Origin of the sequence: Methylomonas rhizoryzae, from assembly GCF_008632455.1 — a bacterium.
GTDB lineage: Bacteria > Pseudomonadota > Gammaproteobacteria > Methylococcales > Methylomonadaceae > Methylomonas > Methylomonas rhizoryzae.
Window position 1 is genome coordinate 2,656,874 of record NZ_CP043929.1, and the last position, 12,613, is coordinate 2,669,486.

The window sequence follows — 12,613 nt, forward strand, 5'->3', positions numbered from 1 at the left end:
GCTACGGCCGGACTCTCATAAGCCGAGTCCGGCCGGTTCGTTCACCGTCTTCAGCCCTGCTCGTTTTCGCCAACCACCGACAGGTTTTGCAGGCGCCGCTCCAATTCCAGCAGTTTTCTGTAACAGCGCACGCTAACCTCGTAATCCAACTCGGCCCGCTTTTCCGAGTAGTTGAATTGGTGGTTTTGGCTGATCAGCAAAAAACCGGTAATCAGCACCGCCTCTATCGCCAAAACAATGCTCAGCAAATCATAGGGAAAGCTGTCGAAACGGCCCAGCAACGGGCTATCGCTTTCGTTCAGGCCTATCCACAGCGAAAACCACAGCAAATGCAGCACGATGAATAACGGCCGGCTGACGAACGCGGCCACCCGGTCGGCCAGCCGTTCCAGCCAGGTTTTGTCCGCCGCCAATTCTTCCAATGCATATCTGAATTCGCCCAACGCTTTATGGCAGGCGTGGTTTAGGCAAAACACCACGTCGGCCGGATTCTCGCCGCCGCACGCCGGACACTTAATGCTGGCAGCCCGATTGGCTTCGGTATCAAGCTGCGGTGTCGACTGATTGCGCATATTGCCTCCCCTGACACGCTCCTAATTGCAATTCGCGGCCCACCTCGAACCCGGCGATGTCGGCGTCGTGGCAGCGCATCAATAAATTTGCCAACAGTCCGGTCCAGCCGGTTTGATGAGCCGCCCCCAAACCCAAGCCGTTGTCGCCGTGAAAATATTCGAAAAACAATAGATGCTCGCGCCACAGCGGATCGAATTGCCACGGACTGTCGGCCGGAAACGCCGGCAGGCGGCCGTCGGCATCCGGACGGTACAAATTAGTCATGCAACGCGCCAAACCGTCTATCACTTGCCTTAAACTCAAATCGGCGTCGGCCAACCCGGGCGCGGCGACTTTGTATTCTTCGCCCAGGAAGCGGTTGAATTTTTCCAAGGCCAAAATCAGGGCGTAATTGGTCGGCAACCATACCGGCCCGCGCCAATTCGAATTGCCGCCGAACAAGCCGGAATTCGATTCGCCCGGCACATAGTCGATCAACGCCCGGCCGACGCCCGGCAACACGCCCAAATCCCGGCGCTCGGCGTGGCGGCGGCTGAGGCTGCGGATGCCGTAGGGCGACAAAAATTCGGCCGGGTCGAACAAGCGGCGGACGATGGCCGGCAACATGGTGTGGTCCACCAGCGCCAGCAAGCGTTCGCCGGCAGCGTTTTCGTGTGCCGGACAGGCGCAGATGAAGTTACCGTGAAATTCGCCGCCTTCGTGATCATCCAGTAATTGACGAAAACGTGGCACGTTGGCTAAAAGACGCTGGTCGACGATTTCGCAGGCAAACAGCGGGATCAGCCCTACCCAGGAAAATACGTCGACCCGGTGGTAGCAGCCATTCGGTTCGACCAGCAAATCCTTGAAGAAACCGTCCGCCGCATCCCACAGCGACACCCCGCTGCAAGCGTTGCCGGCGATACTGTCGGCGATGTGCAAAAACTGCTCGTAAGTCTGTATGGCTGAATCTTCGTAATCCGGATCGTCTATCGCCAATTCCAGTGCAATCAAGGTCATGTTCAAGGCGAACATGGCCATCCAGCCGGTGGCGTCCGCTTGTTTCAAGCGGAAACCTGGCGGCAAACTCATGGAGCGGTCGAATACCGAGATATTGTCCAAGCCCAGAAAGCCGCCTTCGAACACGTTCAAACCGTCGCCGTCCTTGCTGTTGATCCACCAGACGTAGTTCATCAGCAATTTGTGAAACACCCGCTGCAGAAAATTACGGTCGCCCTGCCCGCGCTGCCTGCGTTCGGCCCGAAAGACCTGCAAGGCCGCCAAGGCCTGCACCGGCGGATTGACGTCGCCGAACGCCCATTCGTAGGCCGGAATCTGGCCGTTGGGGTGTAGATAATTCTCTTTCAGCAACAGCTCCAACTGGTCTTTGGCGAAATCGACGTCTATCGCGCTAAAAGCGATGCAATGAAAGGCCAAATCCCAAGCCGCAAACCACGGGTATTCCCATTTATCCGGCATCGAGATCACGTCGCCGGCCCGCAGATGCAGCCAGCGCGCGTTGCGCCCGGATTTGCGGCTGTGTGGCGGCTGAGTATTGCCGTCGCCGCGCAACCAGCGCAACACGTCGAAATGAAAATACTGTTTCGACCAGATCATGCCGGCCATCGCCTGCCGAAAAATACGCCGGTCGTCGGCCTCGGCGTCCGCCAACAAGCCTGCGTAAAACAGGTCGGCTTCGCGCCGGCGCAAACCGAACACAGCCGCCGCGTCGTTCAACGGCTTTTCCTGCGCCTGCGCGCTCAAGCGCAAAACGATACAGGTCTCGCTGCGCCCGGCCAGCGTCACGCTGTAACGGGCGGCAAACTTGGTGCCGGTCGCCGCCGGATTAACCGCCGCGCCATCGCCTTCGATCAAATAGCGGTGGAACGCATCTTTGACGTAAGGGCTTGCGTTCGTCCCGCCCCACAGCCGCTGGTGGTTGCTGTCGTTTTCGCTGAACAGCCACTCGTCGGCCGACTCACCGTACAAACGATAAGCGCCCAAGCGCGCGTGCTCGGCTTTCACCGACCAAGCGCTATCGCCGGCCGATTCCAGTTGCAACAAGGGCTTGGCGGAATCGGCCTCGCCCCAGCTCCAGGTATTGCGGAACCATAAAGTCGGCAACACTTGCAAGGTCGCTTGCTGCGCCCCCCGGTTGGCGACGGTAATCCGAATCAGCAGATCGTCCGGACTGAGTTTGGCGTATTCGACTTGCACGTCCCAGTAACAATCGTCGGCGAACACGCCGCTATCCAATAGGCTAAAAGGGGCTTGCTCGCGGCCGCGTCTGGCGTTTTCTTCGATCAAACGCGCGTAGGGATAGGCCGCTTGCGGATATTTGTACAAATAGTGCAGATAGCTATGACTCGGAACCGCATCCTTGTAGAAATAGTATTCCTTGACGTCCTCGCCGCGGTTGCCTTCGTTGCCGGTCAAGCCGAATGCTCTTTCCTTCAAGATCGGGTCGCGGCCGTTCCATAACGCCAGCCCGAAACACAAGTGCTGGTTTTGATCGCAAATGCCGCCCAGCCCGTCCTCGTTCCAGCGGTAAGCCCGGGAACGGGCTTGATCGTGCGAGAAATACTGCCAGGCATTGCCGTCGGCACTGTAATCCTCGCGCACCGTGCCCCAGGCCCGCTCGGCCAGATACGGCCCCCACAACCGCCAATTTTCCCGGCCCTGCCGTTGTTGTTCCAGGCGATGTTGCTCTGCGTTATTCACCATGACTTTTCTCCGGCATACGATCCGCATCCAAGCCGGGATAACCCGCCACGAACACCCAATCGTTAGATTTGGCCGGCCTATGACAAGCCGAACAACTGTCCTTGAAGCCTTTGGAAACATTGGTTTGCGGCTGGTCGGCGTTAAACAACGCCCACCCCCAACCTTCGCCCCAATGCCGGTTGCCGGTAAACCGCTGCCGGCCGTCTTTAACCATCACGAACCAAACCCTAGCGCGGCCCGCCCAAACCGCGCGGCCGGTCGTCAGTTCGCCGCTTTCGACCGCCCGAATTTCCTTGACCAGCACGGTACCGTCCGGAAACCGTCCGGTGCGGCGGTAGTGCCTTACCGCTTGCGGCTGCGCATATACGTCGTGAAAACCGTGGCCGGGCGCATTGAGGTCCGCCACCAGCCAAGAACCTAAATGCGTCCATTGACCGCGCACGTCGGGCGGTAGACGGATTTCGCCGTCCCTGCCGACGTAACTCCCGAAAGTAAGCGCCGACAAATCTTCCGCGATAACCGCAGTCGGCTGTACCAGCGTTACAGTCAATAACATACCCAGTAAATTTCTATACATTTTGCAATCTCCCCTGTTCTAGCTAACCATCGCCGGCCGGATTCCGGTGGCTTCATCGTTTCATCGATCCAGTTTCGCCGCTCCCGGCAGACCGGCCAGTCCAAGCATATGATTTGCGGCCTAATCGCGGCCGATCTCCGTGCCTATCCAATGTTCGGCCGCGCGCAACGCAAACGCGTATATCGTCAACGCCGGATTCACCCGGCTGCTGCGCGGCAACACGCTACCGTCCACCACGCTCAGATTGTCGAAACCGTGTACCCGGCCATAACCGTCTACCACCGAGCCACGCGGGTCGCACCCGCAGATCAAGGTGCCGCAGGCGTGCGCGGTACCGGTGAGCGGAATAGCTTGGCTAACGCTGAGGTACCCGGCCCGCCTCAGCACTGCACAAAAATGTTTGACCATGCCCTTATGTTCGCGTTGCGCAGCGGGCAGCCTGGCCGGGTCGTAGTCCAAGGTCGGCAAGGGCTGCTCGCTCTGTGCGTCTATTCGATTGTCTAAATGGGAACCGTCCTCGGTCTGTAGAAAAAAACCGTAAGCGAACCTGCATAAAAAACGGGCCAAAACCTTCGGCACGCAGCGCGGCAGCAACGCGGCCAACGCATCGGGGCCGAATCCCAAAGGTTGTACGCTGCTATGCGGGAAGTCGTCGTTCAGCCATAGCAAGGTCTTGCGCAAGCGGTCGGTTTTACCCACCGGCGAAAACGCCAACACCGCCGTCAACAGGTGGCGCTTGAAAAACCGCCCGACCAAACGGGCCGACGGTAATTCTTCATCCAGCCCGCTGCATTGCAAATAGGCTTGCAGCAAACGCGGCGAATGCATCGCGCCGGCCGCCAGCACCACCTGTGCGGCTGCAAACCGGCTACCGTCTTCCAGCTCCACCCCGGCGACGCGTTGCGGGCGGCCGGGCTCGCCGAGCAAGCGACGGACCGGATGACCGACCCGCACTTCAACCGCCGCTTCGGCCGGCAACTGTTGCAACAGGCTTGGCCCGTCGGCTTTCAAGCCCAGCACCGAGGCAAAACCGTCGAAATGAGCGGCCTCTTGCGGATGCTGCAAGATGCACTCGTGCAATGCCAGAGGTAACGCTGCGCTACGCCAACCGCTAGCGGACGCCTCGATGCGGCGGTCGAATTCGACCAAATCGGCCTCGACCTCGAATTGACGCACGTCGAGCAAGGCTTCGGCTTGCCGGTAGTAAGGTTCCAGATCGGCGTAACTCAACGGCCAGCCCAAACACTGAAACCGGGGTTCGGCGCGAAATTCGTGCTCGGCAAAACGCAGTAGCGCGGCCCCGTACCATTTGGTCTTGCCGCCGGCATTGAAGTATTCGTCCGGCACCAGCCGTTTGCCGCGCCGGTCGCGCCAGGTTTGTTTGTTTTTGAATAGCCCTTGCCGGATCACTTTGTCGCAATCCAGGGTGGAACCGTCGCGCGGCAAGGCCGGACCTTTCTCCAGCACCAGCACCCGCTTGCCTGCCAAGCCCAAGCGATAAGCCGCCGCACAACCGCCGGCACCGGAACCGATCACTAAATAGTCGTACTGCATAATGCCCCCTGATGCCGAGCGGGAACCGGCCCGTTCGGCTCTCGCATCGTACTTGGCGCCGGTTTCAGCCGCCATGGTCGAAACCCGGATACAAGGTCATGCCGCCGTCCACGTACAACGTCGTGCCGGTCACGTAGTCGGCGTTGTCCGACGCCAGCCACACCGCGGCCTTGGCAATATCGTCCGGTTCGCCGATGCGGTTGTAGGGAATCAACTTCAACAGGTCGTCCACCTCTTCCGGGGTATCGCGCGCTTCCCAATTGATCGGGGTTTTAATCGCCCCCGGAGAAATGCCGTTGACCCGGATTTTGTAGCGCGCCAATTCCTGGGCCATGGTTTTCATCAACATGCTGACCCCGCCTTTGGAGGCGGCATAGTTCACGTGCCCGGCCCAGGGAATCAAGTCGTGCACCGACGACATGCAGATGATTTTGCCGACCGAGCTGGACAGTTCCGGCTGCGGCCCGCGCCGCATGAATTCGCGCGCGGCTTCTCTGGCGCATAAAAATTGCCCGGTCAAATTGACCTGGATGACTTTGTTCCACTGCGCCAAACTCATGTTGACCAGCATTGCATCCTGTTGCAGACCGGCGTTGTTGACCAGTATGTCCACGCTGCCCCAATGACCTATCATCACGTCGAACATGCTCTTCACTTGATTTTCATCGCCCACGTCGGCTTTGAAGATCATTGCCTCGCCGTCGTTGGCACGGATGCGATCGGCCAGCCGGTCGGCCTTGTCGCGGCCGTCCAGGTAATTGATCATCACTTTGGCGCCGGCATCGGCCATGGCTTGGGCCACCGCCTCGCCGATGCCGGTGTTGCCGCCGGTTACTAAAGCCCGCTGCCCTTGCAGCGGGCGAAAAATAGGATGGGTGCTCATAAAGTTCGCTCCGAAAAATGTCATTGTCTGCATCGCTTGGCTCCGAATGAGTAGCTGATCGGCAAACCGGCTGCGCGTGATGGCGCCGATTCCCGCAGGCAAGTCGGCATAGTTACACCGCTTGCCGAACTCCCTACCGCCATCTAACGCTCCGGCAAGAAGCGCTTGCACACCCAGGCATCCAGCGACCAGGCTCCCGGCCCCTGCAGTACGCAAACCAGCAACATCAGGCCCCAAATCTTGTGTTGCTCTATGCCTGCCGGCCCCAAGTCCGGATAGGAAATCACCGCGGCCACATTGAAAAAAAACAACAATAACGCGGCAGCTCTGCCGCAAACGCCAAAACTCAACAGCAAAGGCCCTAGCAACTCCACCGCCGTACCCAACACAGCCGCAACATCCGGCGGCAAAAGCGGCACCTTGTATTCGTATTCGAATAAATACAGGGTACTGTCCCAATTTCGAATTTTGGTGAGGCCCGACACCCAAAAGGCGTACGCGACCCAAGCACGCAACAATAAATTACCCAAAGGGGCCAAACCGTCCAGGCCCTTGCCCAGCCGAAACACAAACGCGCCGGGGCGCGGGGCCGGCCGGACTATCCCGGCCATACTGCGACTATTCATACTGTGGTCTCCAAAATGATTGACTCGTGCGCTACGGCGCCGACGCAACCCGCAAGCGGTATATAGCGGCCGCACGATTAACCGGCGGCGTTCGCGCCTTAGTGAATAAGGCATTCCACCCATAAGCCGGCCGGCATCCAACGCTGCAACGCGGCATGCACGTCGAAATCGGCCGCGCAGCCCAAGGCAAAAGTCGTGGCCTGCACCAAGGTCCAGCCCAGGGACAAAGCCAGCAAGAACTGATACTCCGCGGCCGCAAGCGGGCATATCAACACTTGCTCGCCCTGCCGGAACAGCAACAAGTGACAAGCCCCTTGCCGCCAATCGACGGTCTGCAGCGGCGCACCGGGTTGATTGCATTGCCAGATCTGATCGATCGGGTAGGGCGACGACAAAAATCGCGCACTGGGATGCAACTTGAACGCGGCCCGCCCCAAACTCTGCGCTTCCGCAGCCAACAAAACAGTCAAGTCCATAACGCCGGCGTCGGCGGCGTGGCAAGCCTGGTGCCAGGCCCATTCCAATCTGGCGGTGTCCGGCAGATAAGGCAGCTGTTCCAAGCCCGGAAATACCGCCAACCAGTCGGAAAACTGCCTGCCGTAATCGATGAGACTGGCGGCGCGCGGCGGCCGGCTTTGAATGAACTCCCGGGCCGCCCGGTCGAAAAATGCCTTGCCGACCAGCTTATCTACCACCGGGTACACGGCTCGCAAACTCTCGGTCAAGCCGGTCAGCGTGTTGTTGCGATAGATGGACAAGCGCTGCTGCGGAGTAAACCCGGCCGCCACGATGCCGTCCGCCGCGCCGGATATGCCCGTCAACAATTGCCGGCTGACCTCGCGTTGCAATTCAAGCAGCCTGTTCATACTCGCACTCCCTCACAGCGTCCACCCGACCGGCTTCGGCCAACAAGGTTGGTAACGGCGGCAAATTCGCATCCCATTCGATCAAGCTCGGCTTGAGACCGAAAAGGCGGCAGGCGCTGCTATACAAAGCCCACACCGCCTCGCAAACCGGGGCGTCGTGGGTGTCGATCAAAATCGCTTGACCGTCCACCCGGTTTACGCTGTGTCCGGCCAGATGAATTTCCGCTATCGGCGCCGCCTCCAACTCGCGCAAATACACCTGCGCATCCCAGCCGTGGTTGACGCACGACACGTACACGTTGTTGACGTCCAGCAAAATCGCGCAGCCGCTGCGCCGCGCCAATTCGTTCAAAAACTGCGCTTCGCCGTAGTCGGAAAAATCGAATTGCAGATAACTGGAGGGATTTTCGATCAGAATTTGCCGGCCCAGTACATCCTGGGTTCGTAGCACCCTCTCGGTGACGTGCTGCAAAGTCGCTTCGGTATAGGGCAAAGGCAGTAAATCGTTCAGATACACCCCGCCGAACGAACTCCAGCACAAATGCTCGGAAATCAGACCGGGTTCAATCCGTGCGGCCAATTCCCGCAACTGTTGCAGATGCCGTGTGTTTAAGGGATCGACCGAGCCCAGCGACAAGCCGACCCCGTGCAAACTGATGGGGTAATCGGCGCGAACGCGTTCCAATTGGCGCAGCGGCGCCCCGCCCTTGCCGAAGTAGTTTTCGCTATGCACTTCGAACCAGCCAATAGCGGGCCGGGTTGCCAGCACCTCGGCGATATGAGCGGAGCGTAGCCCGATCCCGGCCCGCGCCGGGATCGCCACGCCATGACGCGGGGTTGAGTTGATATGCGTCATGGCCGTCACTTATTTGCTTTCCGGCGCGGTGGTGGTGCCGCCGACGATGCGCTCGCAAGTGCCTTTCGGCAAGGCGACGAACGCATCTTGCTGGCCGTCGCTCATCGAATGGCCGGCGCAGGCGTTGGACAGGGTTTTGCAGTCGTTCATGCCGGCTTTGACCACGCCGTAGCACTTTTCCATGTCCGGCTTATCGCCGGCTACAGCCTGCCCCTGCATCCCCAAAGCGCCCAAGGCGATGACGGAAGCCAAAGCGGACGATACGATGCTGTTAACGTTTTTCATGAGAGTTCTCCAAATAATTGATTGTTGTTTAGTCATTGTCTGCGGCCTCGCCATGCGAAACTTTCCGCGACATTTCCTGTATGGCAATCGGCGTGCCAGCCTTGGAGAAGGATAATTTATTAATTAATATCAAATAGTTAATAACCATCCACATCAAAATCCACCGGTAATTACCCGGCCCGCCGCCACCAACTACCGTGGCGGCCGTGAATATTGGTGGGAAAGGAAATGGCGATTAGCCGTGAAAATCGGTTGCCGGGCGTAGTCGGCGGTGCGGGTAAAAGCCCGGCCGGCACGGATGCGGCAATGGCCGTCCCTTGCAGCCTACAGTCCGATCTGATTCAATTGCGGCGACGGAATGCTGCCTGGTTAATCGTTTAATTTTTTGTTGGTGCGCAATAGCGCAAAGGGGATCTGTAGTGCCAAGTGTGTTAATTGAAGTAAGGAGACAGTACACCCAACAGCAAGAGGTGGCGCTCATGGAAGTTGTTCACATGGCTCTCCGTGACGCTTTCAAAATCGTGCCCGGCGATAAAAACGTTCGGCTCATTGTTCACGAGCCTCACCGGTTTGCCTATCCTCCGGCCAAAGAGAACCCGGACTTTTACACCCACATCAGTATCGACGCATTCGCCGGACGCTCTCTCGATGCGAAGCGCAATCTTTACAAGGCAATAGTCAATAACCTAGAACCACTTGGCATCCCTAAAGATCACGTAAAAATTCTTCTCCGGGAGATCCCAAAGGAGAATTGGGGAATTCGTGGTGGCCAGGCTGGCTGTGATGTTGAACTGGGTTTCAAGGTTGAGGTGTAACTCGCGCTCTAACATTGCGATCGAGAGGGGCGCTTTGCTAGCAGGGGTACTCTACAATCAACCCGACCTGCCAAAACCCCGTCGGATTATTTTTTCGCTAGGTCTGTTAACCATCCGCACATAAAACAGGAAAAAAACCAATGAGCACAGTACTGTGGGCAAATAGCCTGATCGAAGGCAATGTTGAATCCGACCAAGCGGACAAATACGCGCTGTTCAAACACTTGGACAAGCTGGACAAGCTGTGCCGGTCGGCCGGCTTACGCCCGTTGTCGGAGATCTGCGATTCAACCGACGCGAAATACAATCTCGACGAAATCGAATTGCCGGCTGGCATGGCATCCACCGATGAGTTGATGGCCCGGGACGGCGTATGGATCGATGCACAGGCTGCGGTCCAACTTCTGGAGACTTTGCTTGCGGAAATTAAAACCAGGAAGACTCGCTTCGGCTTGTTGTCGGATAGTCACGAGGAAGTGGTAACCGAGCTTGGCGAAGCTATTGAATTCGCAAGGGCAGCAGCAAGCAAGAACGCGAGGTTTAACTTCGCGATGGTAATATAGCCGTGAACTCTAACCCTTACCTCAACGGGTTCCGGTGACTCTTCTAATGCCATTGTGCTTTGGAGTCACAATTCTCTAAGTTATACGAGACCTAGCCCCGCTCGCACTGTTCACCGCTTTTCATGTCCCCTCCCCATTTTTGTTTAACTTTAGGCCCCTAGCACAGCCAATGGCAAACTTGATATTTATCAATTACAGAAGAGACGACAGTTCGCCAGCCGCGCGCAGCCTCAGAGAAAACCTTATTCAGGCATTCGGCGACGAGGTGTTCATGGACGTCGACGAAATACGAGTCGGCGACGCTTGGCCGGCGGAGTTGGGCAATGCGCTGCAATCCGCTAAAGTGCTGCTGGTCGTCATCGGGCCCACTTGGCTCAAGATTGCCGACGCCTACGGGCGTAGGCGCATCGATCAAACCGACGATTGGGTGCGCACCGAAATCGAAACGTCTTTAGCGCGAGAAATTCCCGTCATTCCCGTGCTGGTGGGCAGGGCAACCATGCCTCCCAGGGAAGCCTTGCCGGAATCAATCGCGGATTTAGCCAGCCAGCAATACATCGAGCTACGCGAAGCCCATTGGCACCGAGATCTGATGCCGCTCATCGAGCGGCTTTCCGGACAACCGCTGTCGTTAAAACGAGTGGGCGAGCCGGTTCCGGTTCCGCAATGGCGCCCCGGCCGACTGCCGGATAGACTGCCGCGTGCACTATCGCCCGCCGAAATTCAGGAGTGGCTGGCGGCGCATTCTTTCTGGAAAATCGTTACCAGCCCGCTACCCGGCGAATACCCGAAAACGCGGACCGAGCTGACACGGGCATTCAAATTCGCGACGTTTTATGAAGCGCTGGAGTTTATGCGGTTGGCGGCACCGTTTATCGATCAAACCAATCATCATCCGCGCTGGGAAAACGTGTTCAAAACCGTGACGGTCTGGCTCACTACCTGGGATATCGGACATTCCCCTTCCAAACTCGACATCGAGCTGGCCGAGCATCTGGATGAGATTTGGAAGAAAACCGGAGCAACGATCCAGCCCAGCGCGAATGCGTCGGTTTAGCCGATCCGCCGTCGCGATAAACCCTGATCTGCTGAAATGGGTAACGATAATTCGTTAATTCTGCATTTCACCGACAACCGACCGTCGAACGGCAAATAAGCGAAATAAAAAACCGGCGTCAGCCCAATTTGAAGCCGACGTAAAATCCGGCCGCACCACCAACACCGCGACTGACGAAATGAGAAAGCCTGTCCAGCAGGAAGTTGCCGGATGCCTTGGCCGCCCCCGCAGCGTAATCGGCGGCTTGTTCCAAAGCCAAACCGTTTATGGTGATTACGCCGTAGTATTCGGCGGCAAACAGGGAGACGACAAGGCCGCCGCCCACGAACAAGGCAAGCTTCAGCATCTTCTTGGCGAAATAGCCGACAGCCATTCCCAAAACAAACGGTGCTCCCAAATTACCGAGCAAAAAAGTGGAAGAAAAAATGTCGTCCGTTGGCATTTCGGTATGCGTATTTTCGTACATATTGGCGAGAGTTAAAAAGGGCGTTATAAATAGGTTTTATCACATCACCTGTTGCTTATGTCCGAATTAAACCGCGGACGGGCGGTTCAACCGCTAGATCCGCAGTCCTAACCAACACCGGGAGAACGGTATGCGCATCGAAGAAATGATCAAAGCGATACAAAAAGAATTGGGTGTCGACGTCGACGGCAAAGCCGGTACGGAAACCTGGGGCGCGATATACGAGCGGTTAGTGGACAAGCAGATAGACGGACAAAAACCCTCGGCCGCGATAGCACCGGTAGACAGCCGTAGCGAAAAGACCATAGCCGGCCTGCTGCCGGAGGTGCGGCCCATCGCTCGCGCCTTGGTCCAGAAGGCGGCAGCCTCCGGAATTACCATCAAGATCATCAGCGGCCTGCGCACTTACGCAGAGCAGGACGGCCTTTACGCTCAGGGCCGGACCGCACCCGGCAACATCGTTACCAACGCGCGCGGCGGATTTTCCAACCACAATTTCGGCATCGCCTTCGATATCGGCGTGTTCGAAGGCAATAAATATTTACCGGACTCGCCAAAGTACAAAGCCGTGGGCGTCTTGGGCGTGGAACTGGGACTTGAATGGGGCGGAAACTGGAAAACCATCGTCGACCAACCTCACTATCAATTACGCCCGGCATGGGCCGGCACGCTAACCGAAAAGCAAATGCTGAGCGAGTTGCGTACCCGGCATAATAACGGCACCCCGATCTATGCATGACGAAACCGCAACGGCGACTAGACACCACCTAACCGCCGTTAGCCCCATAT

At 57.7% G+C, this 12,613-nt stretch carries 15 protein-coding genes; 5 read left to right on the top strand and 10 right to left on the bottom strand.

Annotated features, from left to right (window positions below):
• Positions 1 to 50 precede the first annotated feature (50 nt).
• The 9 genes from F1E05_RS11850 to F1E05_RS11890 all read right to left on the bottom strand — a co-directional run bounded on the left by F1E05_RS11850 (position 51) and on the right by F1E05_RS11890 (position 8,923).
• Positions 51 to 572 (bottom strand): DUF1003 domain-containing protein, encoded by a 522-nt coding sequence (locus F1E05_RS11850; RefSeq protein ID WP_150048704.1) that lies wholly within the window; start codon positions 570 to 572, stop codon positions 51 to 53.
• Positions 544 to 3,276: an MGH1-like glycoside hydrolase domain-containing protein gene (locus F1E05_RS11855; protein ID WP_190303119.1), complete on the bottom strand. Its 2,733-nt coding sequence runs from the start codon at positions 3,274 to 3,276 to the stop codon at positions 544 to 546. The genes F1E05_RS11850 and F1E05_RS11855 overlap by 29 nt, the downstream gene beginning before the upstream one ends.
• Complete coding sequence (locus F1E05_RS11860; protein ID WP_150048708.1) at positions 3,266 to 3,853, bottom strand: cytochrome P460 family protein; 588 nt, start codon at positions 3,851 to 3,853, stop codon at positions 3,266 to 3,268. Before F1E05_RS11860 ends, F1E05_RS11855 begins: the two co-directional genes overlap by 11 nt.
• Positions 3,854 to 3,973: 120 nt before the next feature.
• Complete coding sequence (locus F1E05_RS11865) at positions 3,974 to 5,482, bottom strand: FAD-dependent oxidoreductase (protein WP_150048710.1); 1,509 nt, start codon at positions 5,480 to 5,482, stop codon at positions 3,974 to 3,976.
• Positions 5,472 to 6,290 carry an SDR family oxidoreductase gene (locus F1E05_RS11870; protein ID WP_150048712.1) on the bottom strand — a complete coding sequence of 273 codons (819 nt, stop codon included), beginning with the start codon at positions 6,288 to 6,290 and terminating at the stop codon, positions 5,472 to 5,474. Before F1E05_RS11870 ends, F1E05_RS11865 begins: the two co-directional genes overlap by 11 nt.
• A 143-nt stretch (positions 6,291 to 6,433) precedes the next feature.
• Positions 6,434 to 6,916, bottom strand: a complete 483-nt coding sequence (locus F1E05_RS11875; protein ID WP_232056638.1) for a DoxX family protein — start codon at positions 6,914 to 6,916, stop codon at positions 6,434 to 6,436.
• Between the two features lie 98 nt (positions 6,917 to 7,014).
• The gene (locus F1E05_RS11880; RefSeq protein ID WP_150048714.1) at positions 7,015 to 7,782 is read right to left on the bottom strand and encodes an HvfC/BufC N-terminal domain-containing protein; all 768 of its coding nucleotides are present in this window, start codon (positions 7,780 to 7,782) and stop codon (positions 7,015 to 7,017) included.
• Entirely contained in the window at positions 7,766 to 8,638 is an 873-nt protein-coding gene (gene bufB, locus F1E05_RS11885; RefSeq protein ID WP_150048716.1) for an MNIO family bufferin maturase, read from the bottom strand. The genes F1E05_RS11880 and bufB overlap by 17 nt, the downstream gene beginning before the upstream one ends.
• A gap of 9 nt (positions 8,639 to 8,647) precedes the next feature.
• Positions 8,648 to 8,923: a BufA1 family periplasmic bufferin-type metallophore gene (locus F1E05_RS11890; protein ID WP_150048718.1), complete on the bottom strand. Its 276-nt coding sequence runs from the start codon at positions 8,921 to 8,923 to the stop codon at positions 8,648 to 8,650.
• Between the two features lie 228 nt (positions 8,924 to 9,151).
• On the opposite strand from F1E05_RS11890, the gene F1E05_RS20265 reads away from it, so the two are divergent.
• From F1E05_RS20265 to F1E05_RS11905, 4 genes are all read left to right on the top strand, one after another.
• Positions 9,152 to 9,304 (top strand): hypothetical protein, encoded by a 153-nt coding sequence (locus F1E05_RS20265; RefSeq protein ID WP_190303120.1) that lies wholly within the window; start codon positions 9,152 to 9,154, stop codon positions 9,302 to 9,304.
• A 98-nt stretch (positions 9,305 to 9,402) separates the two neighbouring features.
• Complete coding sequence (locus F1E05_RS11895) at positions 9,403 to 9,738, top strand: tautomerase family protein (RefSeq protein WP_232056639.1); 336 nt, start codon at positions 9,403 to 9,405, stop codon at positions 9,736 to 9,738.
• Between the two features lie 140 nt (positions 9,739 to 9,878).
• Entirely contained in the window at positions 9,879 to 10,301 is a 423-nt protein-coding gene (locus F1E05_RS11900) for a hypothetical protein (protein WP_150048722.1), read from the top strand.
• Positions 10,302 to 10,470: 169 nt separating this feature from the next.
• The gene (locus tag F1E05_RS11905; protein WP_150048724.1) at positions 10,471 to 11,358 is read left to right on the top strand and encodes a 4a-hydroxytetrahydrobiopterin dehydratase; all 888 of its coding nucleotides are present in this window, start codon (positions 10,471 to 10,473) and stop codon (positions 11,356 to 11,358) included.
• Between the two features lie 118 nt (positions 11,359 to 11,476).
• Here F1E05_RS11905 and F1E05_RS11910 read toward each other — a convergent pair whose 3' ends face one another.
• Positions 11,477 to 11,824 carry an FUN14 domain-containing protein gene (locus tag F1E05_RS11910; protein WP_150048726.1) on the bottom strand — a complete coding sequence of 116 codons (348 nt, stop codon included), beginning with the start codon at positions 11,822 to 11,824 and terminating at the stop codon, positions 11,477 to 11,479.
• Between the two features lie 130 nt (positions 11,825 to 11,954).
• On the opposite strand from F1E05_RS11910, the gene F1E05_RS11915 reads away from it, so the two are divergent.
• Positions 11,955 to 12,563, top strand: coding sequence for a M15 family metallopeptidase (locus F1E05_RS11915; RefSeq protein WP_150048728.1), 609 nt, complete (start codon positions 11,955 to 11,957; stop codon positions 12,561 to 12,563).
• Positions 12,564 to 12,613: the final 50 nt, after the last annotated feature.

Bases quoted from the DNA above. Each gene is read 5' to 3' on its own strand.
- F1E05_RS11850 (WP_150048704.1), bottom strand. From the start codon at position 572: ATGCGCAATCAGTCGACACCGCAGCTTGATACCGAAGCCAATCGGGCT.
- F1E05_RS11855 (WP_190303119.1), bottom strand. From the start codon at position 3,276: ATGGTGAATAACGCAGAGCAACATCGCCTGGAACAACAACGGCAGGGC.
- F1E05_RS11860 (WP_150048708.1), bottom strand. From the start codon at position 3,853: ATGTATAGAAATTTACTGGGTATGTTATTGACTGTAACGCTGGTACAG.
- F1E05_RS11865 (WP_150048710.1), bottom strand. From the start codon at position 5,482: ATGGCGGCTGAAACCGGCGCCAAGTACGATGCGAGAGCCGAACGGGCC.
- F1E05_RS11870 (WP_150048712.1), bottom strand. From the start codon at position 6,290: ATGAGCACCCATCCTATTTTTCGCCCGCTGCAAGGGCAGCGGGCTTTA.
- F1E05_RS11875 (WP_232056638.1), bottom strand. From the start codon at position 6,916: ATGAATAGTCGCAGTATGGCCGGGATAGTCCGGCCGGCCCCGCGCCCC.
- F1E05_RS11880 (WP_150048714.1), bottom strand. From the start codon at position 7,782: ATGAACAGGCTGCTTGAATTGCAACGCGAGGTCAGCCGGCAATTGTTG.
- bufB (WP_150048716.1), bottom strand. From the start codon at position 8,638: ATGACGCATATCAACTCAACCCCGCGTCATGGCGTGGCGATCCCGGCG.
- F1E05_RS11890 (WP_150048718.1), bottom strand. From the start codon at position 8,923: ATGAAAAACGTTAACAGCATCGTATCGTCCGCTTTGGCTTCCGTCATC.
- F1E05_RS20265 (WP_190303120.1), top strand. From the start codon at position 9,152: ATGGCGATTAGCCGTGAAAATCGGTTGCCGGGCGTAGTCGGCGGTGCG.
- F1E05_RS11895 (WP_232056639.1), top strand. From the start codon at position 9,403: ATGGAAGTTGTTCACATGGCTCTCCGTGACGCTTTCAAAATCGTGCCC.
- F1E05_RS11900 (WP_150048722.1), top strand. From the start codon at position 9,879: ATGAGCACAGTACTGTGGGCAAATAGCCTGATCGAAGGCAATGTTGAA.
- F1E05_RS11905 (WP_150048724.1), top strand. From the start codon at position 10,471: ATGGCAAACTTGATATTTATCAATTACAGAAGAGACGACAGTTCGCCA.
- F1E05_RS11910 (WP_150048726.1), bottom strand. From the start codon at position 11,824: ATGTACGAAAATACGCATACCGAAATGCCAACGGACGACATTTTTTCT.
- F1E05_RS11915 (WP_150048728.1), top strand. From the start codon at position 11,955: ATGCGCATCGAAGAAATGATCAAAGCGATACAAAAAGAATTGGGTGTC.